Source organism: Priestia sp. VA7 (genome assembly GCF_055710015.1).
Genome location: NZ_JBVQPN010000002.1, coordinates 340,073 through 366,428 on the forward strand (window position 1 = coordinate 340,073; position 26,356 = coordinate 366,428).

General features: G+C 38.1%; 24 protein-coding genes. 21 read left to right on the forward strand and 3 right to left on the reverse strand.

Annotated features, from left to right (window positions below):
• Nucleotides 1-487: 487 nt before the first annotated feature.
• The 3 genes from AC0C45_RS08265 (at nucleotide 488) to aroD (ending at nucleotide 4,579) form a co-directional block, all read left to right on the forward strand.
• Nucleotides 488-1,918 (forward strand): aldehyde dehydrogenase family protein, encoded by a 1,431-nt coding sequence (locus AC0C45_RS08265; RefSeq protein ID WP_171777640.1) that lies wholly within the window; start codon nucleotides 488-490, stop codon nucleotides 1,916-1,918.
• A gap of 51 nt (nucleotides 1,919-1,969) precedes the next feature.
• Nucleotides 1,970-3,727, forward strand: coding sequence for a thiamine pyrophosphate-binding protein (locus AC0C45_RS08270; protein ID WP_237893561.1), 1,758 nt, complete (start codon nucleotides 1,970-1,972; stop codon nucleotides 3,725-3,727).
• Nucleotides 3,728-3,793: 66 nt separating this feature from the next.
• On the forward strand, nucleotides 3,794-4,579 hold the full coding sequence (aroD, locus tag AC0C45_RS08275; protein ID WP_415761374.1) for a type I 3-dehydroquinate dehydratase: 786 nt from the start codon (nucleotides 3,794-3,796) through the stop codon (nucleotides 4,577-4,579).
• Between the two features lie 38 nt (nucleotides 4,580-4,617).
• Here the strand turns inward: aroD and AC0C45_RS08280 are convergent, their stop codons facing one another.
• Nucleotides 4,618-4,794 (reverse strand): YvzF family protein, encoded by a 177-nt coding sequence (locus tag AC0C45_RS08280; RefSeq protein WP_013081969.1) that lies wholly within the window; start codon nucleotides 4,792-4,794, stop codon nucleotides 4,618-4,620.
• Between the two features lie 200 nt (nucleotides 4,795-4,994).
• Between AC0C45_RS08280 and treP the strand changes: the two genes are divergently transcribed.
• The 7 genes from treP (at nucleotide 4,995) to AC0C45_RS08315 (ending at nucleotide 12,994) form a co-directional block, all read left to right on the forward strand.
• Entirely contained in the window at nucleotides 4,995-6,458 is a 1,464-nt protein-coding gene (gene treP, locus AC0C45_RS08285; protein WP_025749687.1) for a PTS system trehalose-specific EIIBC component, read from the forward strand.
• Nucleotides 6,459-6,473: 15 nt separating this feature from the next.
• Entirely contained in the window at nucleotides 6,474-8,159 is a 1,686-nt protein-coding gene (treC, locus tag AC0C45_RS08290) for an alpha,alpha-phosphotrehalase (protein ID WP_013081971.1), read from the forward strand.
• An 88-nt stretch (nucleotides 8,160-8,247) separates the two neighbouring features.
• Nucleotides 8,248-8,964, forward strand: a complete 717-nt coding sequence (gene treR, locus AC0C45_RS08295) for a trehalose operon repressor (RefSeq protein ID WP_013081972.1) — start codon at nucleotides 8,248-8,250, stop codon at nucleotides 8,962-8,964.
• A gap of 355 nt (nucleotides 8,965-9,319) precedes the next feature.
• Nucleotides 9,320-10,042 carry a 5-oxoprolinase subunit PxpB gene (pxpB, locus tag AC0C45_RS08300; protein ID WP_034654004.1) on the forward strand — a complete coding sequence of 241 codons (723 nt, stop codon included), beginning with the start codon at nucleotides 9,320-9,322 and terminating at the stop codon, nucleotides 10,040-10,042.
• The gene (locus AC0C45_RS08305; RefSeq protein WP_415761377.1) at nucleotides 10,032-11,030 is read left to right on the forward strand and encodes a 5-oxoprolinase subunit C family protein; all 999 of its coding nucleotides are present in this window, start codon (nucleotides 10,032-10,034) and stop codon (nucleotides 11,028-11,030) included. Before pxpB ends, AC0C45_RS08305 begins: the two co-directional genes overlap by 11 nt.
• Nucleotides 11,031-11,041: 11 nt before the next feature.
• On the forward strand, nucleotides 11,042-11,797 hold the full coding sequence (locus AC0C45_RS08310) for a LamB/YcsF family protein (protein ID WP_047932682.1): 756 nt from the start codon (nucleotides 11,042-11,044) through the stop codon (nucleotides 11,795-11,797).
• Nucleotides 11,798-11,806: 9 nt separating this feature from the next.
• Nucleotides 11,807-12,994 (forward strand): NRAMP family divalent metal transporter, encoded by a 1,188-nt coding sequence (locus AC0C45_RS08315; protein ID WP_034653999.1) that lies wholly within the window; start codon nucleotides 11,807-11,809, stop codon nucleotides 12,992-12,994.
• A gap of 42 nt (nucleotides 12,995-13,036) precedes the next feature.
• Here the strand turns inward: AC0C45_RS08315 and trhA are convergent, their stop codons facing one another.
• On the reverse strand, nucleotides 13,037-13,687 hold the full coding sequence (trhA, locus tag AC0C45_RS08320) for a PAQR family membrane homeostasis protein TrhA (protein WP_047932684.1): 651 nt from the start codon (nucleotides 13,685-13,687) through the stop codon (nucleotides 13,037-13,039).
• Between the two features lie 382 nt (nucleotides 13,688-14,069).
• Here trhA and AC0C45_RS08325 point away from each other — a divergent pair, with 382 nt between their 5' ends.
• The 5 genes from AC0C45_RS08325 (at nucleotide 14,070) to AC0C45_RS08345 (ending at nucleotide 17,898) form a co-directional block, all read left to right on the forward strand.
• A complete protein-coding gene (locus tag AC0C45_RS08325) occupies nucleotides 14,070-14,708 on the forward strand; it encodes a DUF1643 domain-containing protein (protein WP_016763237.1) in 639 nt (212 codons plus the stop codon).
• Between the two features lie 101 nt (nucleotides 14,709-14,809).
• Complete coding sequence (locus tag AC0C45_RS08330) at nucleotides 14,810-15,229, forward strand: hypothetical protein (protein WP_016763238.1); 420 nt, start codon at nucleotides 14,810-14,812, stop codon at nucleotides 15,227-15,229.
• A gap of 464 nt (nucleotides 15,230-15,693) precedes the next feature.
• Complete coding sequence (gene bluB / locus AC0C45_RS08335; RefSeq protein ID WP_013055676.1) at nucleotides 15,694-16,347, forward strand: 5,6-dimethylbenzimidazole synthase; 654 nt, start codon at nucleotides 15,694-15,696, stop codon at nucleotides 16,345-16,347.
• A gap of 168 nt (nucleotides 16,348-16,515) precedes the next feature.
• Nucleotides 16,516-17,550, forward strand: coding sequence for an AI-2E family transporter (locus tag AC0C45_RS08340; RefSeq protein ID WP_016763239.1), 1,035 nt, complete (start codon nucleotides 16,516-16,518; stop codon nucleotides 17,548-17,550).
• Between the two features lie 108 nt (nucleotides 17,551-17,658).
• Nucleotides 17,659-17,898 carry a hypothetical protein gene (locus AC0C45_RS08345; protein ID WP_013081983.1) on the forward strand — a complete coding sequence of 80 codons (240 nt, stop codon included), beginning with the start codon at nucleotides 17,659-17,661 and terminating at the stop codon, nucleotides 17,896-17,898.
• Here the strand turns inward: AC0C45_RS08345 and AC0C45_RS08350 are convergent.
• The gene (locus tag AC0C45_RS08350) at nucleotides 17,849-18,727 is read right to left on the reverse strand and encodes a LysR family transcriptional regulator (protein ID WP_237893564.1); all 879 of its coding nucleotides are present in this window, start codon (nucleotides 18,725-18,727) and stop codon (nucleotides 17,849-17,851) included. The two genes, AC0C45_RS08345 and AC0C45_RS08350, sit on opposite strands and share 50 nt — an antisense overlap.
• Before the next feature lie 161 nt (nucleotides 18,728-18,888).
• Between AC0C45_RS08350 and AC0C45_RS08355 the strand changes: the two genes are divergently transcribed.
• The 6 genes from AC0C45_RS08355 (at nucleotide 18,889) to AC0C45_RS08380 (ending at nucleotide 26,313) form a co-directional block, all read left to right on the forward strand.
• Entirely contained in the window at nucleotides 18,889-19,869 is a 981-nt protein-coding gene (locus tag AC0C45_RS08355) for a zinc-binding dehydrogenase (RefSeq protein ID WP_237893565.1), read from the forward strand.
• Between the two features lie 236 nt (nucleotides 19,870-20,105).
• The gene (locus AC0C45_RS08360) at nucleotides 20,106-20,684 is read left to right on the forward strand and encodes a DedA family protein (RefSeq protein WP_016763242.1); all 579 of its coding nucleotides are present in this window, start codon (nucleotides 20,106-20,108) and stop codon (nucleotides 20,682-20,684) included.
• 515 nt (nucleotides 20,685-21,199) lie between these two features.
• Nucleotides 21,200-22,096: a shikimate dehydrogenase gene (locus tag AC0C45_RS08365; RefSeq protein ID WP_013081987.1), complete on the forward strand. Its 897-nt coding sequence runs from the start codon at nucleotides 21,200-21,202 to the stop codon at nucleotides 22,094-22,096.
• A gap of 636 nt (nucleotides 22,097-22,732) precedes the next feature.
• On the forward strand, nucleotides 22,733-24,037 hold the full coding sequence (locus AC0C45_RS08370; RefSeq protein ID WP_013081988.1) for an MFS transporter: 1,305 nt from the start codon (nucleotides 22,733-22,735) through the stop codon (nucleotides 24,035-24,037).
• Between the two features lie 111 nt (nucleotides 24,038-24,148).
• On the forward strand, nucleotides 24,149-25,357 hold the full coding sequence (locus AC0C45_RS08375) for a CaiB/BaiF CoA transferase family protein (RefSeq protein WP_257062882.1): 1,209 nt from the start codon (nucleotides 24,149-24,151) through the stop codon (nucleotides 25,355-25,357).
• Nucleotides 25,357-26,313, forward strand: coding sequence for a hydroxymethylglutaryl-CoA lyase (locus tag AC0C45_RS08380; RefSeq protein ID WP_034653992.1), 957 nt, complete (start codon nucleotides 25,357-25,359; stop codon nucleotides 26,311-26,313). Before AC0C45_RS08375 ends, AC0C45_RS08380 begins: the two co-directional genes overlap by 1 nt.
• Nucleotides 26,314-26,356: the final 43 nt, after the last annotated feature.

Below are 26,356 nucleotides of genomic sequence, written 5' to 3' on the forward strand. Positions count from 1 at the left end.
ATTAGAATTATAATACAAATTTTACTGTTTGTAAAAACAGTAAAATTCGTATTATGTCCTAAGAAGCAAGTATCAGCTCATGTTTATAAAATTCTTGTTAGTCAACAGATGGTGATACGCTGTAACCAAAACAAATAAGTAATAGTTAAGCTCGATCACAATCATAAATCTTTGTCATATTGACAGTGCTGCTATCTTACATGCTCCTACAGTGTATGTAAGAAAAAAAAGGAAGTGAACGTGAAACTACGTAAGCGAGTACAAGCAAACTGGACTCAGGATCAATAAATATTTTTAGAAAATTCTTTAATTTTCTATTGCTAGATTAAAATTTCTGTTGTAGGATTATGATAACGTTTACAAAGCGAGTTATTACTTTAAATCAATAGGTTTTATAGAAAACTACACCAAATTTTAGATCGATCTAAATATGAAATTAGATCGATCTAAAAAACGGTCAGGTCAATTGTTAAAAGGAGAGATCACAATGAGCTTTAGACGAGCAAGACCTTATGTAAATAAAGAATGGCTTGAAGGTAATCGATCAGCAGTAAGTATTAAAAGTCCGTATTCGCAGGAAGTAATTGGTGAGCAAATTATAGCAACGCCAGAAGATGTTGAACGAGCGCTATCAGCTGCCTATGAAGCTAAAAAAACAATTGCGAGTCTGTCTTCTTATGAAAGGGCCAAAATTTTAAAAGAAGCAGCACGGCTTTTGGAAAAGCAAAAAGAAAAGTTTGCTTCTCTCATCTCAAATGAGTTAGGAAAACCCCTGAAGAATACGTTGGATGAAGTATCTCGATCTGTAGAAACATTAGAGCAATCTGCGGAAGAAGCAAAAAGGCTTATCGGTGAAACGATACCAGGAGATGCTTCCGAACGAGGGGGAAAAGCGATAGCTTCCACATTCCGTGTGCCTGTCGGGGTTGTTGCTGCTATTACTCCTTTTAATGCACCTTTGAATTTAGTATGCCACAAAATTGGACCAGCTTTTGCTGCTGGCAACAGTGTTATTTTAAAACCAGCTCCGCAAACAACCTTAGTTGCTTCAGAATTTATAGCTCTATTATTAGAAGCTGGAATGCCTGAATGCGCTATTAATATGGTTTTAGGGGGAGTAGAAACAGGACAGAAAATCGTAAAAGATGACCGTGTAAATATAATTTCTTTTACCGGTGGAACAGTGGCAAGCAGAAATATATGTGAACTGGCTGGAATGAAAAAAGTGCTTCTAGAATTAGGAGGAAATGCTTCAACGATTGTTCATGAAGATGCCGACATTAAGAAAGCTGCTGAAATGTGTGGGAGAACAGGGTTTAGCAACTCCGGTCAAAGCTGTATTTCAGTTCAGCGTATTTATGTACATGACTCAGTTGTTTCTGAATTTACAGAGCTTCTGAACAATGAGGTAACGTCTTTAAAAGTTGGTGATCCTCTGCTTCCGCAGACGGATGTTGGATGTTTAGTAGATGAAAAAGCAGCAAACCGAGTTTTGGCTTGGATTGAAGAAGCAGTCGCTCTAGGTGCAAAGCTGATATGCGGTGGCAAAAAGACAGGGGCTTCTATAGAACCTACTGTTCTATTAAATCCTCCTAAACAAAGCAAAGTGGTGTGTCAAGAAGTGTTTGGGCCTGTGGTGAGCATCATTCCTTATCAAGATATTGAAGAAGCTATTCGGGAAACAAATGATTCATCATTCGGTTTGCAAGCAGGGCTGTTTACAAATCAAATGGATTTAGCTTACCGTGTTGCTGAATCTTTAGAAGTAGGAGGAGTTGTGATTAATGGGACCTCTAATTTTCGGCTCGACCATTGGCCGTACGGCGGGATAAAAGACAGCGGCGTTGGTAGAGAAGGACCTCGATTTGCGATTGAAGATATGACAGAAACAAAAATGATTGTCCTGCAGCTATCGTAGCTGAGTTTATTACCTAAAAAAATATATAGTGAATTTAAAGGGGGATATATAATGGAAAAATTAATATCACATCAATTAGTAAATTATCTTGAGGAACGAGGCATTGAGCATATTTTTGGTTTGTGTGGTCATACAAATATAGCGGTACTAACAGCCTTAGATGAAAGTAAAATTAAATTTATCAACGTTCGACACGAACAAATTGCAGCGCATGCAGCTGATGGCTATGCACGTGTGACGAAAAAAGCAGCAGTAGTATTAAGTCACTTAGGTCCTGGCTTAACAAATGCTGCTACAGGTGTAGCCAATGCAGCGTTAGATTCAATTCCAATGGTGGTCATCGCTGGTGATGTTCCTACTCATTATTATGGAAAGCATCCGCATCAAGAGGTAAATTTACATGCTGATGCTTCCCAATATGAAATTTACCGTCCATTCGTTAAGCGTGCATGGAGAGTTGACCGGCCAGATTTATTTCCAGAAATATTAGAGAAAGCATTTTTACTAGCGGAAAGTGGAAATCCTGGCCCCGTATTAGTATCTGTACCTATGGATATCTTTTCAAAAAAGATCGATGTTGCTTTATTTGATCGATTGCATCGCCAAACGAAATCTTTGCAAAAACCTTCTATTGATGATGAAACGGCAAAGAGTATTGTACAAAAATTAATTAATGCTAAAAATCCAGTGTTATATGTAGGCGGAGGCATCCTATTAGCAGATGCAGCAAATGAATTAAAAGAGCTTGTGGACCACTTGAACATTCCGGTAGCCCACTCCTTAATGGGCAAAGGAGCACTTCCAGATGATCATGACTTGACTCTAGGGATGACTGGTTTTTGGGGCACGAAGTTTATCAATGAAAAGTGTCGGACTGCTGATTATATTTTAGCATTAGGAACACGATTTGCAGAAGCAGATTCTAGCTCTTGGGAGCCGGAATATACGTTTGATTTTTCAAAAACAAAATTGCTTCATATTGATATTGATCCTAGCGAGATAGGGCGTAATTACCCTGCCGAAATCGGTGCAGTGGCTGATTTAAAACAAGCCCTTAAAGTCTTAAATCGCGTAGCTAAACAGCTTATTCCGAAAGGAGTAAAAAATGAAGCATTAATCAAAGAGATTGCTTCTTATCGTGAAGAGTTTAAAGCTAGCAATGAAGAATATATTCATGACAATTCATTCCCAATGCAGCCGCAGCGAATTTTAAATGAAGTTCGCGAAGTCCTGCCGAAAGATGCCTATATTACTACTGATGTAGGCTGGAATAAGAATGGGGTAGGACAGCAGTTTCCAATCTATGAAGCTGGAAGTATATTAACTCCAGGAGGTTTTGCCACAATGGGATTTGGAGCGCCGGCAGCTTTAGGAGCAAAGGTAGCTCAGCCTGATAAAGTAGTTGTTTCTCTAGTAGGAGACGGGGGATTCGGCCAAAATCCAGCTGTGCTTGCTACGGCAGCCGAAGAGAATATCCCTGTGGTGTGGATCATTATGAACAACTTTGCGTTTGGTACGATCGCGGGACTGCAAAAAGCACATTTTGGAACTACTCTAGGCACGGTATTTGAAAAAGATGGAGAGGTATATTCTCCTGACTTTGCAAGTATCGCTAAAGCTTATGGAGTAGAAGGTATAAAAATTCAGTCAGCCGAAGAGTTTAAACCGGCACTTCAAAGAGCTGTTGCTTCTAATAGACCAGTTGTAATTGATGTGGCGATGTTAAACAATCCTGTACCAACGTCAGGACATTGGAACATCATGGATATTTACTCACCGGATAAGAAAGTACACCATGTATCTGTTTAACAAGTATGGAACAAATGCTGAAATGAAAACGGAAACATTTAACTTTGATAAAAAGGAGCTGTTCCTATGCTAGAACGAGGAGAAGGAGCTCATTCTCCAGCTATTTGTACGCCTTTAGTGGGCAAAGATCGCAAAGAGCTTTTAACAGAGCTAGCGGAAATTCTATTAAAAAAACCGGATATAATTGAATGGCGCTTAGATTTTTACGAAGAAATTCAAGATATAAACAGCGTCCTTTCTGCAGCTAAGGATATATATGAAAATAGTGAACGCACGCCTATTTTGCTTACTGTACGTTCTCAAAAAGAAGGGGGGCAGCCTATTTCCTTATCAGAAAAGGAAGTAGTAGCCATACTTGCAGAGGTATGTAAGCATCCATATGTAGCAATTATTGATTTTGAAGTATCAAATCAGCCAGAGCATATCCGCTATTTACGTAAGGTTTCCAAGGGAAATAATAAGAAACTTGTGCTTTCTTATCATAATTTTTCTTTTACGCCTCCTAAAGCGGAAATTTTTAAAAGCTTATTTCTAGCTGAATTTTACGGAGCAGATGCAGCGAAAGCGGCTGTCATGCCTCAGAACAATCAAGATGTTTTAACTTTATTGGAAGCTACAAGAGAGGCTGAAAAAGAGCTCACCATTCCTCTCATTACCATGTCGATGGGAGGGTTAGGAGCTATTAGCCGGATCGTCGGGTGGATGTACGGATCTTCTGTTACTTTCGCTGTAGGGAAAAGCAGCTCAGCTCCTGGGCAAGTTCCAATTGATGAATTACGAAAAATAATTCAGTTAACAAAAAAAGTTACGGGTCCTGAGAGCCGTTATTCTCATCAAATTGTTTCGATATAAAATAAAAAGCACAAGAGCATGCTATGCTCTTGTGCTTTTTATTTATCCTTTAAATGCATGGAAAGATACACCCGAGTATCTTTTTTGCGCTCGTACTTTGGATTAGCGCTTCGCGTATATTCTTTTGACTGATGTTCTATATGGTAGTTCTGTTCAAACTGTTTGATCGCTTCATTAATTTCTTCTTGTTTTCCCATTAATCTTACTTGCAGCATTGTAACGTCTCCTTCCATATACTTTGCTTTTTGACTATATCATGAAATGAAAAAGAAGTAATTTTATTTTTTGTTGACGAACTTGTATATACAGGTTAGAATAAAAACATAAAACTTGTATATACAGGTTTGCGGTGAGATTTATATAGGGGATAGGAAATACAGGAGTAAAATGAAAACGGAAACAAGGGGGAAAAGACATGAATCGAGAATCTGTTGAACGCATTGTAGAAGCCGTTGGCGGAAAAGAAAATATCTCTGCTGCAACGCATTGTGTAACGCGTCTTCGACTTGTTTTAAAAGATGAAGGTAAAGTCAATCAACGTATGCTAGATGAGCACGAATTAGTAAAAGGATCTTTTTCTACAAACGGCCAGTTTCAAGTTGTTATTGGTCAAGGCACGGTTGATAAAGTATATAAAGAAATGGTGGCGCTTACAGGTATAGGTGAACTATCTAAAGAAGAAGTGAAAAACGAAGCGGCTAAAAACTTAAATCCGCTGCAGCGCGCAATAAAAACATTAGCGGACATCTTTATTCCCATTTTACCGGCCATCGTAACCGCGGGTTTATTAATGGGAATCAATAATGTATTAACAGGAGCCGGAATTTTTTACGATGATAAATCAATCGTAGATGTTCATACACAGTGGAAAGACTTCGCAAGCATGATTAATTTAATTGCCAATACGGCTTTTGCCTTTTTGCCAGCTCTTATTGGGTGGTCAGCTGTTACGCGTTTTGGAGGAAGCCCTTTATTTGGAATTGTCCTTGGGCTCATGCTTGTACACCCTGATTTGCTAAATGCCTGGTCTTATGGAGAAGCATTAAAAAAAGGAAGTATCGATACGTGGAATTTATTTGGTCTGCACGTTGAGAAAGTTGGCTATCAAGGGCAGGTTTTACCTGTGTTAGCTGCTTCGTTTGTACTAGCAAAAATCGAATTGTTTTTACGAAAACGAATACCGGATGGTTTTCAGCTTTTAATTGTAGCGCCTGTAGCTCTTTTAGTAACAGGGTTTCTCGCTTTTATTGTGATTGGTCCGATTACATTTGCAATAGGAAATGTTATTACAGGTGCAGTTGTATGGCTGTTTAAAACGGCTCCATTTATTGGAGGGCTTGTATACGGAGGCTTATATGCTCCCCTTGTTATTACGGGCATGCACCATACATTTTTAGCGGTAGATTTACAGCTGATTGGAAGCGTAGGAAGTACGTTCTTATGGCCAATGGTAGCGTTATCTAATATTGCACAAGGCTCTGCGGCTTTTGCGATAATGATTCTTTCAAAAAATGATGAGAAATTAAAAGGACTGTCTTTAACGTCAGGAATTTCAGCGTGGCTTGGCATTACGGAGCCTGCAATGTTTGGTGTGAATTTACGCTTTAGATTTGCTTTTATTTCTGCAGTGATTGGTTCAGCTATTGCAGGTGTCGTCATATCCGTGGCGGGAGTGAAAGCAGCATCGGTGGGAATTGGTGGTATTCCTGCTCCGTTATCAATTGTTCCGCAGAGCTGGCCAGCTTTTATTATTGGAATGATAATCGTAATTGTGGTGCCGTTTCTTTTAACGTTAACGCTTGGAAAGCTTCAGAAAAAATCAACCGTTACATCAACTGTCGCGGCTACAGAATCGTTTCAACATAATCCAAAGAATTAAATGGTGGTGTTAAAAATGCAAGAACCTTGGTGGAAAAAATCGGTTGTCTATCAAATTTACCCTAAAAGCTTTTATGATACGACTGGCAACGGCGTGGGTGATATAGCTGGCATTATTGAAAAGCTAGATTATTTGAAAAAGCTTGGCGTAGACGTTGTGTGGCTAACGCCAATTTATAAATCGCCGCAGCGGGATAATGGATATGATATAAGTGATTATTTTGTTATTCAAGAAGAATACGGAACAATGGAGGACTTCGATCGTTTAATAACAGAAGCGCATAAGCGGGATCTTAAAATCATCATGGATATTGTCGTTAATCATACGTCAACTGAACATGAATGGTTTCAAGAAGCTAAAAAATCGAAAGATAACCCGTACAGAGATTTTTATATTTGGAAAGATCAAAAAGAAGATGGAAGTGCTCCGACGAATTGGGTTTCAAAATTTGGAGGTTCGGCGTGGGAGCATGATAAGCTGACAGAACAATCCTATCTGCATTTGTTTGATGTCACGCAAGCGGATTTGAACTGGGAAAATGAGCGTGTGCGCCGCAGCGTGTACGATATGATGACGTTTTGGTTTGAAAAAGGAGTAGATGGATTTCGTCTCGACGTTATTAACTTAATTTCAAAAGATCAGCGCTTTTTAGATGATGATGGTTCTATCGCTCCAGGAGATGGACGGAAATTTTATACCGACGGTCCTCGCGTTCACGAATATATGCGAGAAATGAATCAAGAAGTTTTTTCAAAATACGATAGCATGACTGTTGGGGAAATGTCGTCGACAACTGTTGACCACTGTATTCAATATTCTCATCCGGACCGGGGCGAGCTTAGCATGACGTTTAATTTTCATCATTTGAAAGTCGATTACCCAAACGGAGAAAAGTGGGCACTAGCAGATTTTGATTTTATTAAATTAAAAGAGATTCTATCAACTTGGCAAAGGGAGATGAATAAAGGAGGGGGATGGAATGCACTATTTTGGTGCAACCATGATCAGCCTCGCGTTGTTTCCCGCTATGGAAACGATGAACTCTATCATAATAAATCTGCCAAAATGCTCGCTGCAGCCATTCATCTGATGCAGGGAACACCTTATATTTATCAAGGGGAAGAAATCGGTATGACAAACCCGAAGTTTTCCTCTATTGATGAATATAGAGATGTGGAGTCATTAAATGTGTATGAGATAAAACGTGCACAAGGAATGAACGAAAATGAAATTTTGGAGATTTTAAAACATAAATCAAGAGATAATTCCCGTACACCGGTACAATGGAGCGATGAGCCAAATGCAGGTTTTACAAAAGGAAAGCCATGGATTAATCCGGCCGATAACTACCGTGAAATTAATGTGGAAAAAGCGTTAGATGATGAAGATTCAATTTTTTATTTTTATCAAAAGCTTATTGCACTGCGCAAGCAGTATGAGATTATTACCTATGGAAACTATGAATTGATTCTTGGAGAAGACGAGCAGATTTTTGCTTATATCCGAAATGGAGCAGGTGAAAAGCTGTTGGTGATAAATAATTTCTACGGCAGCGAAACAGCCTTTGAACTGCCAGAAGATATAACTTTTGAAGGATATCATAGTGAAATATTGCTGTCTAACTACAAAGATTCATCAAAGGAATTCAAGCAAGTCTTACTTCGGCCGTATGAATCAATCGTGTATCATTTAAAAAAATAGAGAAAAAAGTAAAAAGAACGATGGGTGACAATCTATCGTTCTTTTTATACAATTGGGTATATATAGAAAGTAAAATAGGTGATGGCAATTGAAAGAAAATAAATTTATCAGTATTTACGAACAGTTAGTCGATAAAATTAAACGTGGTGACTGGCGTCCTAATATGAAACTTCCTTCTGAAAATGAGCTTGTTGAACAGTATCAAACGTCTCGTGAAACGATACGGAAAGCGTTAAATTTACTTTCACAAAATGGGTACATTCAAAAAATGAAAGGAAAAGGCTCATTTGTATTGGACGTATCACGCTTTGATTTTCCAGTATCAGGACTTGTTAGCTTCAAGGAAATGGCGGAAAAGCTAGGACATACATCGATTACTATTGTAAAAGAATTTGAATTAGTTAAGGCCGATCAAGATTTGTGCACACAGCTTGGGGCGACGAAAAAAGATCTTATATGGAAAGTGGTTCGAGCGCGGGAAATCGATGGGGAGAAAATTATTTTAGATAAAGATTTTTTTCATAAAAAGTATGTTCCTCACCTCACAAAAGACATATGTAAAGGCTCTATTTATGAATACTTAGAAAAAGATCTTGGGCTGAAAATAAGCTTTGCCAAAAAAGAAATTTCCGTTGACGAGCTGACGGACGAAGATAAGTGTTACTTAGATTTAAAAGACTATGAACATATTGTGGTAGTAAGAAACTATGTGTATTTAGAAGATGCAAGCCTTTTTCAATATACGGAATCACGTCATCGTCTTGATAAGTTTCGTTTTGTAGATTTTGCTCGCAGGGGTATATAATGTTTTACTGCCCATGAGTTTTTCCTTTTTGTATATGTTTACAAAAAACTGCTTTGGTATAAAAAACAAAGCAGTTTTTTTATGGAGAAAATTGAAAAAACGTGATCCTTTTGACGATAAAACTTTAAAAAGTTTGAATTTTTCTTTGGAGTTTGTTTTAGTAGAACATAAGATTATTTTATATTTGTATAATGTTATCCATACAAGATAGAGATTTATTGTTCTTTTTTTTATTAGATATATAAGAAAATGTTATTTAAAAATAACAATTACATTAGTAATTCTAATGAATGTATCTAACTACAGCATTAAAGGGAGCTGCTCAAACAATACTAAGTAAAAAGGAGGAGACGGAATGAGTCACGATTATCGACTTTATCCTCTTGGTGACAGCGGCATTGTCGTTTCATTTGGAGACGAAATTAATTTCGGCATACATAAACGTATTCAGCAATTTACTGAGGTGCTAGAGCAATCATTATGTAAGGGAATGATTGAATATGTGCCGGCTTTTACAACAGTTACAATCTATTATGATCCTTGGATAATGAGTGAAAAAGGAAGAAGAAATCCTTATACAGCAATATCTATATATATTGAAGAACTGCTTTTCCGCCAGGAAGAAAAATCTGAAGCAGTCGCTAGACAAATTGAAATTCCGGTGTGTTACGGAGGAAAGTACGGACCGGACTTAGAGAGAGTAGCTGCTTTTCATTCATTAACGCCTGATGAAGTTATCTCCATTCATACAAATGGAGAATATTTGGTGTATATGCTAGGCTTTGCTCCTGGTTTTCCTTACTTGGGAGGGATGAGCGAAGAAATTGCGACTCCAAGAAAAGAATCACCGAGAAACAGCATCCCAAAAGGGTCGGTTGGCATCGCAGGAATGCAAACCGGCGTGTACCCAATCGAGACACCTGGAGGATGGCAGTTAATCGGGCGTACTCCTCTTACACTATTTAACCCAAAAAATGATTCGCCAAGCTTGCTTCAAGCAGGTGATCGTATCCGATTTGTTTCCATTTCTGAAACGGAATATGAAGCCCAAAAGGAGGTGGATGAAGATGAGTATTAAAGTGATACGTCCCGGTTTATTAACAACGATTCAAGATATCGGCAGACATGGATATCAAAAGGACGGCATGATTGTCAGCGGGGCAATGGATAAAGTTGCTTTAAGGATTGCCAACTTATTAGTAGGAAATCAAGAAAATCAGCCGGTTATTGAAATTACGTTAATGGGACCAAAAATTGAATTTCAGCAAGATGCTTTGATTGCCCTGACGGGAGGGGATTTATCGCCAACTGTTAATGATGAAGCCGTAAAGATGTGGCGGCCTTTATATGTGAAAAAAGGGAGCGTGCTGCAGTTTGGTGTTCCGATTTTAGGATGCCGTTCTTATTTATCGGTTTCCGGTGCTTTTAATGTTCCTGCAGTTATGGGAAGTACATCTACTTCACTCCGCGCTCGGATAGGCGGGCTGCATGGTAAAGCATTACAGTCAGGGGACGAAGTATTAAGCCACCCTCCTACAGAAACAGGGGGAGCAATTATAAAGAAACTGGTGAAAAAGCAAACGGACCGCTCTTTTCAGCAGGCTTTTTGGACGATTCATCCTAAACTTCTTCCTTCATACGAGACGCCTATTATCCGCACGATGAAAGGTGCAGAATTTGATTGGTTTACAAAAGAAAGTCAACAACATTTCTTTAATCAAGAATTTGACGTTACCCCTCAATCTGACCGTATGGGCTATAGGCTAAAAGGGAAGAAATTAGTTCTTGGTCAAGAAAAAGAGCTGCTCTCTAGCGCTGTGACGTTCGGTACGATTCAAGTACCAAAAGAAGGGCAGCCCATTGTTTTATTAGCAGATCATCAAACCACAGGAGGATACCCTAGAATCGGACAGGTAGCAACTGCAGATTTTTCAGCGCTGGCGCAAATTTCTCCAGGGAAAAAGGTTTCTTTTCAAGCAATTTCACTGGATGAAGCGCAGCATTTATATATGGAGCAGGAAAAGAAAATAAATCATATTAAAAGAGCACTTCGAATGAAAATATAAGGAGGAAGAAGATGGCTACCGTTGATTTGAACTGTGACTTAGGGGAGAGCTTTGGGAACTATAGATTAGGAAATGATAAAGAAATTTTACGCTATGTAACGTCTGCAAACATTGCTTGTGGTTTTCATGCCGGAGATCCTTCAGTTATGAGAGAAACAGTAAAGCTGGCTTTGAGTGAAAATGTGGCGATTGGCGCGCACCCCGGATTGCAAGATTTAGCTGGATTTGGACGTAGATATATGAAAATTACGCCTCGAGAAGCTTATGATTTGATGGTATATCAAATGGGGGCCCTTTCAGCTTTTATACGTGCAGAAGGAGGGGCCCTTCATCATGTGAAACCTCATGGCGCTTTATATAATATGGCTGCAGGAGATCGAGACATAGCTAAAGCTGTTGCTGAAGCCGTTTATAATGTTAGTGAGGAAGCTATTTTATATGGTTTGGCTGGAAGTGAATTGATTAAAGCTGGAAACGAAATAGGCTTGCGTACGTCTCAGGAAGTATTTGCAGATCGAACCTATCAACAGAACGGTATGCTGACGCCGAGAAACGTTGAAAACGCCGTGATTCAAGATGAAGAAGCGGCTATTTCTCAAGTAATTAAAATGGTCAAAGAAAAAAAAGTGTTTACTGTGCAAAATGAAGAGATTCCCATTCAAGCAGATACCGTTTGTATTCATGGAGACGGTGCACATGCTGTTGAATTTGCCAAAGCTATTTGTGACAAGCTAAAAGAAGAACAAATCATTATTCAACCACAATGAGGTGACATCATGAAAAAAGAACGCAACTGGAGCGTGCTGCTCGGAGCAGCATTTTTAATGGCTACTTCAGCAGTGGGGCCAGGTTTTTTAACTCAAACAACGGTCTTTACACAAGCTCTCGCCGCAAGTTTTGGTTTTGTCATTTTACTGTCGATTTTATTAGACATTGGCGTTCAGCTAAACGTATGGCGTATTATTGCCGTTTCAGAAAAAAGAGCACAGGATATCGCTAACAATGTTTTGCCAGGCCTCGGCTTATTTATTGCTATTTTAATTGTAATCGGGGGCTTAGCATTTAATATTGGAAATGTAGGAGGAGCGGGTCTTGGCTTCAATGCGCTATTTGGTATTTCTCCTAAAGCGGGTGCAGTCATTACAGCCATCATTTCTATCGCAATCTTTTTAGTCAAAGAAGCCGGAAAATTAATGGATCGATTTGCTCAATTAATGGGTGGAATATTAATTGTTTTAATGGTGTATGTTGCAGTTTCTTCCGCTCCGCCATTAGGAGAAGCAGTATCTAAAACATTTTGGCCGGATCACATTGACGTAATGGCGATTGTTACTCTTGTAGGAGGAACGGTAGGAGGATATATTACATTTGCAGGAGGTCACCGTTTATTAGATGCAGGAATCAAAGGAAAAGCCGCGATTCCTGAAGTAACAAGAGGAGCAGTATCCGGTATTACGATTGCTTCGATCATTCGAATTTTTCTATTTTTAGCCACACTAGGTGTGTTGAGTCAAGGACTAAAGCTGAATCCTGATAATCCACCTGCCTCTGTTTTTCAGTTAGCCGCAGGGGATATTGGCTATAAATTATTCGGTGTTGTCATGGCAGCGGCGGCTATCACTTCAGTTATTGGTTCGGCATATACATCGGTTTCCTTTATTAAATCCTTCAGTAAAAGGATTGAGAAATATGAAAACTGGATTATCATTGCATTTATTACGATTTCAACCCTGGTTTTCTTAACGATTGGCCAGCCGGTCACGCTGCTTATTTTAGCTGGAGCATTAAATGGGCTAATCTTACCTATTACACTTGGAACGATGCTTATAGCGGCGTATAAAAAGAAGATAGTAGGCGATTACAAGCATCCAACTTGGCTTGCCGTTTTTGGCGGTTTTGTGGTCGTTATTATGGCTGTGCTAGGAGTCTATACGCTTGTGACTCAAATGGCAAAACTGTGGTAAGGAATTCGATAACCAATTAAAAAAGGGCCTTCTGGCCCTTTTTTAATTGGTTATAGGCAATACATATAAAATGATTGCTAAAAAGTGGAGTACGGTTCCGCCAAGAACAAACATATGCCAAATCATATGATGAAAACGAAATCCTCGCCATACGTAAAAAACGGCCCCGATTGTATACAACACGCCTCCTACTACGAGAAGGACAATTCCTTGATGGGCAATATTTTGAGTTAACGAATCCCAAGCAAACACAATCATCCATCCCATAAATACGTAAAGAATGGTGGAAATAAAAAGGAATTTCTTTACAAAAAAAGCTTTGAATACAATTCCTGCAAGAGCAATGCCCCATACAATTCCAAAAAGTGTCCAGCCGGTGGTTCCTTTTACTGCGATAAATAAAAATGGAGTGTACGTACCGGCAATAAACAAATAAATAGAAGAGTGGTCAAATATCTCAAAAAGATCTTTTAACTTACCTTCTGGAAAGCTATGGACAAGCGTAGAGGAGACATAGAGAAGCAGCATGGTTACTCCGTAAATAGTAAAACTGATAACATGCCAAGGCGTTCCTTCTAACGAAGAAAGTACGATTAAAAGCGTTAATCCAACAATGCTGAGTACGGCTCCAACGCCGTGTGTAATCGCATTTGCAATTTCTTCTCCTCTTGTAAATGTGTGTGTAGTAGCCATTTACAAAATCCTTTCTTTACACAAATTTATCTTCTATTTTCTCAGAGGATCAGTTTTGAACGTACCTGCTGAGAAAAAATCCGTAACTGTCAAAAACATGAGTGAAAAGGTCATTGGTTATTTCTTTATTATAGACCATTCTTTTGATTTTATCTATTTTGACTGGAGGTCCGAAAAGAGGAAAGATGTATATGTGAATGTTCACTAGCTGTAAAAAGCATGTATAGAAGAAAAAATTGCTTTTTGAAAAAATGGAAGAAAAGTTGTCATGAAGGCATGATTTTGAAATACATATAAAATAAAACTTTTAACAGTCAAGGTTACGATTACTGCTTAGCTCATTTGCAATAGATAAGTAACAAGATTGTAAGAAGGCAGGGGGATGGAAGCAGTGAAAAAAGAAGTTATTTTTGATGAAACTGGCACATACAAATACTCTCTATTATGCAAATGGAGTGAAGTAAACGAACGTAAACTTACGTTTATCTTGTCATTTCCAGAAAATACGTATGAATACAGCGACGATACAGCTGTATCCAAATGCATAGAACTGGCGCAAAAGTGGGGATTTGGAGTCTTAGAAATCGTTTATTTATTCAGCTATCAAACCGACCATGTTTCGTTTTTACGCATGCTTTCAAAAGAAGAAGCTGTTGGAACAAGAACAGGTGAATATATTCAAAAAGCAGTGGAGGATGCTGAACTGGTTGTGGTAGCTTGGGGTGATCATGGAAGCATTTATAACCGGCAAGAGGAAGTAGAACGCTTTTTGAAACACAAGCCGGTATACTGTTTTGGAAAAACGAAGCAGCAATTTCCTCGCCATATTTTATCCGTCGTGCATCGTACAGAATTACAAAAATACGAAATGCCGGCTAATCGTGAAGAGTCGGAAGAAGTTTCTTCGTTTATTGAAGACATAGATCAAAGTTTTGGTGGAGAGGATTATTCTCCAATTAAACAACTAACAGAAGAAGAACCGCTTATGTTTATTGAAGATATTGCCAGTATGTATCGGTAAAAAGAAGAAGCGAGGTTTATATTCCTCGCTTTTTCGTTAGTATAAAACACCAAGTTTTGTCATATGGTTGTATCAAGAAGCGTGTGTGAAGGGGGAACTTTATGAAGTTAAATGAAGTATTGCACCGCATCACAACTATTTATAATGAGTTAGAAGAAGAGTGCTTTCAATATATAGGGACTGTGATCAACGAAAATGCAGAGCTGGATATTTCTCGACTTGAAGAACTAAGTACGCTGTTAAACTTCGTATATGAATGCTCGCAGGATGTATTAGTAGGTTCTATTTTAACAAAATTGGATTATGGACAACCCATTTATCAATTTGCTATGTTAAAGCCTATTTCCCTTGAAGGAAATGAAGATAAGTTAGATATTTTATATGAAGAAAAGGTAAAAGTAGAAAGAGCTATTCTAGATGTGTATACAGCTCAGCGAAAGAAGTTATTGACTCAAGCAGCTGAAGACTTAAAAGAACTGCACTACGAGCTGCAGACCTATGTGTATGCTTGCAACATATAAGTGAATCTGTTGAAATGGCAAGGCATATATACAAATAAAAGGGAACATGTTAGGATAAATAAAAAGAACTCCTAATCAAAGAGTTCTTTTTATTGTAAAATATATGATTTTGAACTAGTAAAGCATAAAGACGGTGGTAATGGCAGTTACCCTTTTCTTTGTGCTTTTTTTATCCGATTGTGTTGATGATACTGCTTACTGCGTTAAAAAAGTTCATAAGTACCTCGTTTAGCATGTAATATGCCTCCTTTCTTACTAAATATGTACAATCAAATTATCCAATTGTGTTAATGATGCTGCTTACCGCGTTAAATAAGTTCATTAAAACGTCGTTGAACATGTTTGCAACCTCCTTTATGATAGATTCATATAGTAATACGAGAAAATATAAAGTTTGGATCACATTTTTTAAATGTTTTTTTAGAAAAATAGTTAAAAAGAGAATTTAATGGAGGTTAAAGAAGATGAATTCGTTTACAAACGACGAAAAGCAAGCGGTATACAAAGCGATTTATGGAAGAAGAGATGTACGAACATTTTTGTCTGATGAGATTCCGAATGAAACGGTCTATAACATTCTACAGGCTGCTCACAGCGGACCTTCCGTCGGGTTTATGCAGCCTTGGAATTTTATATTAGTATCTGATACAGAAGTGAAAAATAAACTTGCCTGGGCAGCAGATAAAGAGAGAAGGGCACTGGCTATTCATTATGAAGGTGAAAAGAAAGAAGATTTTTTAGAGCTCAAGATTCAAGGATTAAAAGAGGCGCCATTAACTATTTGCGTAACGTGTGATCCAACAAGAGGGGGCTCTCATGTTCTCGGAAGAAACTCAATTCCAGAAACCGATATGATGTCAACTGCGTGTGCGATTCAAAATATGTGGCTTGCTTCATATGCAGAAGGACTGGCAATGGGTTGGGTAAGTTTTTATAAGAAAAATGATGTGCGTGACATTTTACATATTCCTCCTCATATTGATCCTGTAGCGCTCATGTCAATTGGCTATACAGATAAATACCCTGAGAAACCAATCTTAGAACAAGCTAACTGGGAAAAAAGAAGGGATTTAGACAAGCTAATTTATCATAATGTATGGGAAAATGAAAAAGAATAGCGGAGAGAAAATAAAGACATAATAAAAAGCGCCGAAATATAGTAAAATTTGAATATTAAATGATACACTATATATAGCGAAAGCGGATATGAGCGTCTAGCGTATCCGTTTTATTTATATGTATACAAATGACTTGGGAAAAAGAGAGATAGGAGAATTGAAGGTTTCATGAATATTGCAAGAAGTTGGCTTCACAACAAACTTACTATTCGCATCATTACGCTTATTATCATTACAGTTTTACTTGTCAGCATTAGAAGTATGCTTCAGCTGCTGTTATTTACGTTTATTTTTACCTTTTTAATTGGTCGTTTTCAACAAACGTTAAGAAGAAAGCTTCCGCTTAATTCAACGCTTATACTCATCGTCATCTATATCGCACTGATTGGGGCCCTCGGTATTGTAGGATATGTATACATCCCGGTTATTATGACGCAAGTTACCGAGCTTGTACAGAAGCTGATGTATTTTTACAAGCACCCCCCTGATAATACATTCGTCACCTATATTATCGATAATCTAAAGAGATTCAAATCACCGGAGAATATTCAGCAGAATATTGATTTAGTATACAGCTATTTATCTAATATTGGAAAAGTAAGTGCACAAGTTTTCTTAGCACTCTTGTTAAGCCTATTCTTTTTACTTGAAAAGTCGCGGATTCACCGATTATTTGTCCAATTGGAACAATCTAGGCTGGGCTGGTTTTTCAAAGAAGCGGGCTATTTGGGGAGAAAATTTGTTAATTCCTTCGGCAAGGTAATAGAAGTTCAGTTTATTATCGCTTTTGTGAACAGCATTTTATCCGTTATTGCGCTGTGGGTGTTAGGGTTTCCTAATTTGCTTGCACTTGGCGTTATGGTCTTTCTACTAGGGCTAGTGCCGGTTCTTGGGGTATTTGTTTCACTCATTCCACTTTGTACAATCGCTTACAGTTTAGGAGGCGGTGTAAAAGTACTATCTGTGTTAATTATGGTGGTAGTACTTCACGCACTTGAAAGCTATGTATTAAATCCAAAGCTCATGTCATCTAAAACAAACTTGCCAACGTTCATTACGTTTATCATTTTAGTGTTTGGTGAACACTTCTTAGGCGTATGGGGGCTGATTCTTGGTATTCCTATTTTTATTTTCTTTTTAGATTTAGTAGGAGTAGATTCAGCACAGCAACTGTCAAAAAAAGAAGAGGCTGGGACAAAATGATTTTAGACGAGGTGAAAAACGAGCCATTAATCAACATGTTTGACTAGCGGTTCGTTTTTTTTTGTTATAGTGAATGTAGGTTTCATCTGTTTTCGTTTCTTCTAGCAGTTGATTGGAGGGCAAGGTGAAGACTCCTGCGGGAAAAGCGGAACAGGTGAGACCCCGCAGGAGCGTAAGCGACGAGGAGGCTCAGCGGCCGCCCGCGGAAAGCGAAGCCTTGCATGGAAATCAACTGCGGTGTCACAAGCGGTTCAGCTCATGTATCCTGTTTGTTCGTCTTTAGAATGGATTCATGTCATTATTTCTCAACCTCTTCTTTTTTTAACGAGCGTATCGTTTTTTGAATGATTGGATGATCTCGATGCTTAAGTTTATAAGCAAGAAAGATCTGATTTTTTACCGCTAAATGTTCAAGTTCAATTTTCACCTTTTTTTCTCGGAGCGCTTCTTGAATCAAATAGCGGGGAAGCATGCTGATTCCCATGTGATGCTGAATGGCTTTTAACACCGTTTGAAGATTTGGAATTACATGATGAGGCTGAATTTCAGGTCGTTTTTTAAAATGCTGCCGCCAAAATCTCCTGATAATAGGAAGTTCAAGACCATAGCTAATCCACCGCTGATTATATAAAAAATCTTCTACGTCTTTACTAGCTGTCATTTCAAAAGAAGGAGGGACGGTTAAGACAAACTCTTCTTCTTCAATGACCGTATATTCAATTCCAGGTATTTGCAATCTTTGGGTTGTAATCGCAATATCAATTTCGTCGCTTTGTATCTTTTCAAGCAAAACAGAAGCAATACCAAACTGGCTGTAGCAGCGGATACCTGCATCTTTTATTCTTTCTAAAGCTTGTTCGGTAAAATACTCTACGGGAGAACCAATTTTTACGACCGGCAGCGCGTCGGGAGATGAAGCGGTCATTTTTAATTCAATTGAAGCAGCTTCTAGACTTTCAATTAACGGGACAATACGCGTGTACAGTTCTTTACCTTTTTCTGTTGGAATCATCTTTCTCGGTGCACGGATAAATAAACCTTCGCCTATTTCAGCTTCTAAAGCAGCTAAGTGCTGACTCATGGCCGGCTGCGTTAAGATCCTCGCTCTGGCTGCTTCAGAAACAGATCGATATTTGTAAATGCTAATAAAGCTGCGATACCATTCAAAATCAATCATTTATGTCATCCTTTCTTATAAATTTATTTATAGATATCTATTTATTTTCTAATTTGTATTATAGACAAGCTCTCTTTAAAATAAAAATAGTAAGCAAATCATTTTTAGATAGAATAATTAAAGCAACGCTAGGCAAATGATTTAAAAAGGAGAGTTAGGCTGTGAAAGCATTATTATTGCAAGATAAAAATAAATGGACAGAAATGAAAGTAGAAGAAATAGAAAAACCTCTTCCAAATAAAGGGGAAGTAGTAGTTGAAGTTCACGCAGTGGGACTTAATCCCGTAGATTATAAAACGGCTACTAACGGAAACCCTCATTGGACATATCCTCACATTCTAGGTTTAGATGTAGCTGGGACAATTGATGAAGTTGGAGAAGGAGTAGTTGACTGGAAAAAAGGAGACCGCGTTGTCTATCACGGGGACTTTATGAAAAAAGGCGGATATGCTGAATATGCGGTTACGAATGCTCATTCAATTTCGCGCATTCCTGATGCTGTTACATTTGAAGAAGCTGCTGCTTTGCCTACTGCAGGTTACACAGCTTATGAAGCACTATTTCGTAAACTTCCAATGAACCATATTCAAACCATCTTAATTCATGGAGGAGCTGGAGGCGTAGGAGGCTTTGGCGTACAGCTTGCTAAAAACGCTGAAAAAACCGTTTTCTCAACAGCTTCAGTACATAATCATGAGTATGTGAAGTCGTTAGGAGCTGATTATGTAATTGATTATCGCGAGGAAAACGTCGTGGAAAAAGTATTGGAGCTGACAAATGGCCGCGGCTTAGATGCTGTGCTTGATACGGTGAGCGCAAAGAACGCAACGGATTCTTTAGATATGATTGCCTATAGAGGACATTTAGCACATATTGCTGGTGCACCTGATTATACAAAAGTAAAGCCTTTTACAAAGGTGATTTCTTATCATGAAGTAGCTTTAAATGCTGCACATCACATTGATGACATGATTGCGCAAGCGGATTTAGCAAAAATGGGTGATGAGCTTTTAGCATTAGTAGCAGAGAAGAAAGTAGCTCCGATGATTGAGCGCATCATCTCGTTAAAAGAAGTGCCAAGTGCATTAGAAGAGCTATCAAACCGCCATGTGAAAGGGAAAATTATTGCTAAAGTTAAATAATAGTAGGACAGAAAAGACTCTTTTATTACAACTAATAAAAGAGTTTTTTTTCTGCTATATTCTTTTTTTGCGTTACTTCACTTATAAACTGCATATGATAGAAGATAATCAAATATAGCAAACGGGTGCGTATGAGCTTTTTTTACTAGTAAAATTGCTTTGAAATCGTGAAATTTTGAATAGTTTGAGTTATGATGAAAGAACGTGAAATTTGTATGATTGAAAGGAGAAAAAAGGTGCAAGGGTTTATTGATTTTGTACAAAATTTAGGCATAGTGGGCATCTTTATTGCTACAGCAATCGAAGCTGCGGCAATTCCTTTTCCGTGTACGTTATCGATTTTGCTTATTGGCTCGGTGCTGCAGCTCTCAATATGGAAAATCCTTATTGTTTCAGCTGTCAATACCGTTATTTATATCGCATTCAACTATATTCCGTTCGTTATGGGATACAGGTTTGAATCTATTACCAAGCGCTGGTTTGGTGAAAAAAATATAAAGCGTGCCCAAAAATGGTTTCATAAATATGGAAAATGGAGTATTACGATTTCTCGTCCCATCAGTATCGCAAACTATATAACCTATTTGGCAGGTCTTAGTAAAATCAAATCTAGGGATTTTGTTTTATACAGCACCTTAGGCATTTTTCCGTGGTTTGTTTTTTTGCTCTATGTAGGAGGACTTGGAGATATTGAAAAAATCCAAAAATATTTGCATGATGTTGATCGTTTAATATTTGTTATTCTTATAATCGGAGTGATAGTTGGTGCAGGCTGGTGGATGAAAAAGAGAAGAGAAAGCCACGCTCAAGAATAAAGCTATAATTATGGTTATAGCTTTATTTTAATATAAAGAAATTCTTTAAATAAAAAGATTTTTCTGAAAAGTAACAAAAAAACATTTTTCCTTTTAAAAAAATGTGATACTATGATACATAAGGTCGCTAAGAGTTGTCTTGGTTCACCGGGTGTTTACTGCATTCATTTAATAAAAGAAGCCAGGTATAGGTGAAAGCTTTGTTTCTAGTAATGTTGAGAAATGCTGCCTTGGGAAGGGAGGTAAAACGTACAGTACGTGTCAAACTTATGTTATTAAAGTCGTAAATTTGTAAGCGGTTTCTTTATTTTTACATGTGAGTAGAGCAGCTTTGGTTTTGAATGCAGCTTGTTACGGGTTGGTTGAATAGTCAGTATATCTTAAAATTAGATCGATCTAATTACCTGTATTATATGAATTCGAAATGTGTTTGATTGTAAATGAAGATAAGCTGAAAAAGTACAGGTTAGGTACCACAAATATTTCTGAATTTTAATAAAACAGGAGGTAAAATCATGAAAAGCGTAGGGCGTATTAATGGTAAAACTCAGCTCATCGGCCTTTTAGCAACTCCAATTGGACATTCATTGTCACCATCTATGCATAATATGGCCTTTAAAAAACTGGGATTAAATTATGCTTATTTAGCTTTTGAGGTAGGAAATGACTCGTTAGAAGATGCAATTAAAGGGCTGAGAGCGTTAAATGTTAAAGGTTTTAATGTATCCATGCCCAATAAGACAAAAATTCTCCCGTTTCTTGATGAATTAGCAGACAGCGCCAAATTTTCAGGAGCTGTCAATACCGTCGTAAATGATAATGGCGTACTAGTTGGGCATAGCACAGACGGCATGGGTTACATTCGAAATTTAAAAGAGCACGGCGTGGATATCACAGGAAAAAAAATGACGTTGATCGGTTCGGGTGGAGCAGCGACGCCTATTGCTATTCAAGCAGCTTTAGAAGGGCTTGAAGAATTAACAATTTTTGCTCGTCACGATGAATTTTATTCAAAAGCTGTAGAAAACGTAAAAATTATTAATGAAGAGATGAAACATGTTTCATGTAAAGCGAAGCTGTATTCTCTTGAAGATACAGACAGGTTAAGAGAAGAAATTAAAACGAGCGATATTTTGACAAATGGAACAGGAGTGGGAATGAAACCGTTAGAAGAATTCAGCATTATTGAAGATATATCAATGCTGCGTCCGGATTTAATTGTAACCGATGTCGTGTATATGCCTATGAGATCAAAACTGTTAGAACAAGCTGAATCAATTGGATGTCACACCATTAATGGAATAGGAATGATGATCTGGCAAGGGGCCATGGCGTTTGAATTGTGGACAGGAAAAGAGATGCCTGTGGAGTATATTAAGGAACAAATGTTTGAACCAAGCTTACAGTATTAAAAACTCGTATCTTCAAACCTTACTACAATTGTACGAATGAAGTGTCTGTATTTTCTGTTTTTTTAACGCGATAAGAGAAATATTTGTGAAATTAATACAGTTATTTTTGGATTTATTATATTAAAAAAGTGTGTATTTTAATTTTCTAAAAATTAAAAATATATATTGCGCAGGCAAATGTAATTCAGTATACTAAAGCTCAAGTTTGAATTGATTTTATATTAGGCTGTGTCAAAATACGACGCTTCGCGAAAAAAGGCAGGTGTTACAATGAGAAATTAAAAAAGCAGACGTTGATCATCATGTTCGGATATTTGAGTAGATCATAAAATATAAGCACCGTTCCGCAATATATGAAGAGATTTCCGCTGGAATTAGATCGTTCTAATAAAAATTTATTAGATCGTTCTAATTAGAACTTTCTATTAATCTTTTTAGTTTCACTAATAAAATGTTTTTACGAAAGGATAAAAGAATAAGTAAATAGCTAGAGGATTAGGTTTTCAGCATTGCCATCTTTCAACTTGAGTTCAGACAGACTTTATGTAAGCAAGTAATTATAAATGGAATCTGAGCAAAGAGATATTTTACAAAAATGAAAGCGCATACTTAAAATCTTATGAGTGAGGGAAAAAAATGAAAAAACATCGTTGGTCGATTGTATTCTTGATTGCGGTTGGTGTAGTTGTAAACTATTTTGATCGAATTAATATGTCCATTGCTATGCCATTGTTACAAAAAGAATTTAACTTGACAGCAGGTCAGATGGGGATTTTCCTATCAGCATTTGCATGGTCTTACGCTTTACTTCAACTTCCTATAGGGCCTTTGCTAGATAAAATAGGCGTAAAATGGGTAACGCGTGTAGCGACCGTGATATGGACAGTAGCTTGTCTTTTAACTGCAGTAGCAAATGGATGGGGGTTAATTATTTTATCTCGAGTGCTGTTAGGAGTTGGAGAAGCACCGTTCTTTCCATCTGCTGCTAAAGCAGTTAGCCATTGGGTTCCGCGTCAGGAACGCGGAAAAGCTATCGCAGCTTATGATTCTCAATCCAAACTTTCCAACGCCATCGGAGCGCCTATATTAGCACTAATTGTAACAGAGTGGGGCTGGCGAGGCGGTTTCTTAGCAACTGCTATTCTTAGTTTCATATATGCTATTGTTTATTGGATCTGGTATCGTGAACCTCATGAAGATGAGCGTTTGACAAAAGAAGAATATGACTACATTGTTCAAGGCGGTTCTCAAAGTTCAGAAGAAGTTAAAGGCAGTGCAATGGAGAACATTCGATATTTGCTAACTAAAAGAAAAGTCTGGGCAGTATTCATTGGATTTGCGGCATACGGCTATTCATGGTTTTTGTTCTTGACTTGGCTTCCTGGATATTTAGCAACAGAAATGAACATGTCTATTTTAAAATCAGGCTGGTACTCGGCCATACCGTGGATTGTAGGTACCATTACTGAAATAGTAATCGGGGGTTGGCTTGTTGATCGTCTTATTAACAAAGGGTATAACCGGACGCGTGTCAGCAAGTTTTTTCTAGTAATAGGTATGGTATTTGGTTTGTCAATTATTGGGGCAGCGTTTACTCACAGTGCGAACGTAGCTGTATTTTGGATTTCAACAGCACTTGGAGGTCTTGTGGTCACATCTGCTGTTGCCTACAGCATTCCTACATTTATTGCACCAAAAGGAACGGTAGGAACATTAACGGGACTTTTAACATTTGGGAATAACTCGATGGCTATTGTTGCACCTATTACGACTGGGTTTATTGTTCAAGCCACGGGTTCATTTATGTATGCTTTCCTTTTAGCAGCTGCTTTTTTAGTGATTGGAATTTTAAGCTATACGTTCCTATTAACAGATTTAGACCCGATTGAAAGCAAAGAGTCTATTCTATTAGAAGAAAAAGAGTTAACTTTAGAAAAATAAATCATCTTAATATTTCGACTAATGATATTCATTTTTAACATATCAAAGGAAATCTACTAATTAATTATCTTAATTAAGCATACAAACAGTTATTACCGGAGGGGATTCAACGTGTTAACCAAAAATTATGGACCTTTAACAGGAGTTCAAATACTAGATATTTCTACTATGATTGCTGCTCCCTTTGGAGCTACTTTACTAGCGGACTTGGGGGCGGAAGTAACCAAAATTGAGCTTCCGGGAAAAGGAGATACGCTTCGGACTGTAGGGCCTTGGAAAGGGACTGAACCTTTAAGGTGGCCCGGACTTGCTCGCAATAAAAAGTCTGTTACGCTGGACATTCGATCAGAAGAAGGAGCAGAAATTTTCAAAAAGCTAATTAGTGGCGTAGACATAATAATTGAAAATTTTCGCCCGGGTACACTGGAAAAATGGAACTTAGGATATGAAGAGCTTAAAAAAGTTAACCCTAAGCTAGTAATGGTGCGCGTATCAGGTTATGGACAAACAGGTCCTTATCGAGAGAAAGCTGGATTCGGCACACCGGGGACAGCATTTAGCGGACATACTTATTTACAAGGATATTCAGATCGTCCGCCCGTCAGTCCTTCTTACTCTTTACTAGATTATGTAACGGGCATATATACCGCGTTCGCTTGTGTAAGCGCTATCTATCATAGAGATGTGCACGAACAGCCGGAAGGTCAAGTAGTAGAAATGGGATTATATGAATCTATTTTTCGAATGATGGAGTTTTTAATCGCTGAATATGATCAAAACGGAAAAGTAAGAGAGAGAAGCCCTGGACTTGCAGGTCACTCAAGCCCAGCAGGCACATATGAAACAAAAGACGGAAAGTTTGTTGTATTAGTATGCAGTACAGACTCTACCTTTGATCGTCTTGCAGAGGCAATGGAAAGAAAAGATATGTTAAAGGATCCGCGATACTATACAAACGTAGAGCGTCTAAAGCATGATCATGAAGTTCAGGAAATTGTATCAAATTGGATTAAGTCCTTCACTCAAGACGAGCTGCAGGTAAAGTTAGATTCATTTGGCGTGCCAGTTAGCCCTATCTACAGCATTGAAGATATATTTAATGATCCCCAGTATAGAGAACGAGAAAACATTGTAGAAGTAGAGCACCCCCGCCTAGGGAAAATTAAGGTTCCGGGAGTAGTGCCAAAGTTTTCACATACACCGGGAGCAATTCGTCATCGTGCCCCTGAATTGGGAGAACATAATGAAGAAATTCTAGGTGGAAAACTGGGGTTATCAAGTGAAGACTTAGCGGTGTTAAAAGAAAAGGGGGTTATTTAATGAATACTATTCAAAAAATAGAATTACCGGAAAAAGTCATAATCTGTGAAGTAGCCCCAAGGGATGGGTTTCAAGCTGAACATGAGTGGATTCCTACAAAAGAAAAAATATCTATTATCCGTCAGCTAGCCAAGACAGGCATTCAATCAATGGAAATTACATCTTTTGTACATCCGAGAGCGATTCCTCAGTTAAAGGATGCCGAGCAGGTCGTAGAAAGTGTTCAAGACTTAACAAATATCAAATTTCGCGCGTTAGTGCCGAATGTAAAAGGTGCACAGAGAGCCATTGACGCCGGAGTGAAAAAGTTAAAGCTTATGCTTTCAGCTACAGATTCTCACAGCTTGTCTAACGCAAATTGTTCTGTAGAAGAAGCCCAAAAAGGTTTTTATCCTATTATCGAATTAGCGGAAAAGCATAACGTTAAAGTGGGAGGTTCAATTTCGGTAGCGTTTGGATGTCCTTATGAAGGAAAAGTTGCTATAGAACGCATTTCTTCTATTGTAGAACGATACAGAATGATGGGTGTCGAAGAAATTTCTTTAGCAGATACAACAGGGATGGCAAATCCTCAGCAAGTGTATCGTATGCTAGGGTTTCTTAAACAAAATTATCCCGGCATTATTTTCTCCATGCATTTGCACAATACGAGAGGAATGGCATTTTCTAATGTAGTGGCTGCTTTGCAGCAGGGTGTTATTCATTTTGATAGTTCTATTATCGGGTTAGGAGGGTGTCCTTACGCTCCAGGTGCCACTGGAAATATAGCTACAGAAGATCTGGTTCATGGATTAAGTGAAATGGGAATTCATACGGGCATTGATCTTAACAAGCTTATTGAAGCAGCAAAAGAGGTGAAGCAAGTAATTGGTCATGACGGTGGAAGCTATATGCTGCAAGCAGGTCCTTGTTCAGAACTTCATGCCAAGCCAAAGGTTCAAGAGAAATTAGTATAACTAAGCCGTGAACATGATAACCTTTTAGGAGGTGATGGGAGCG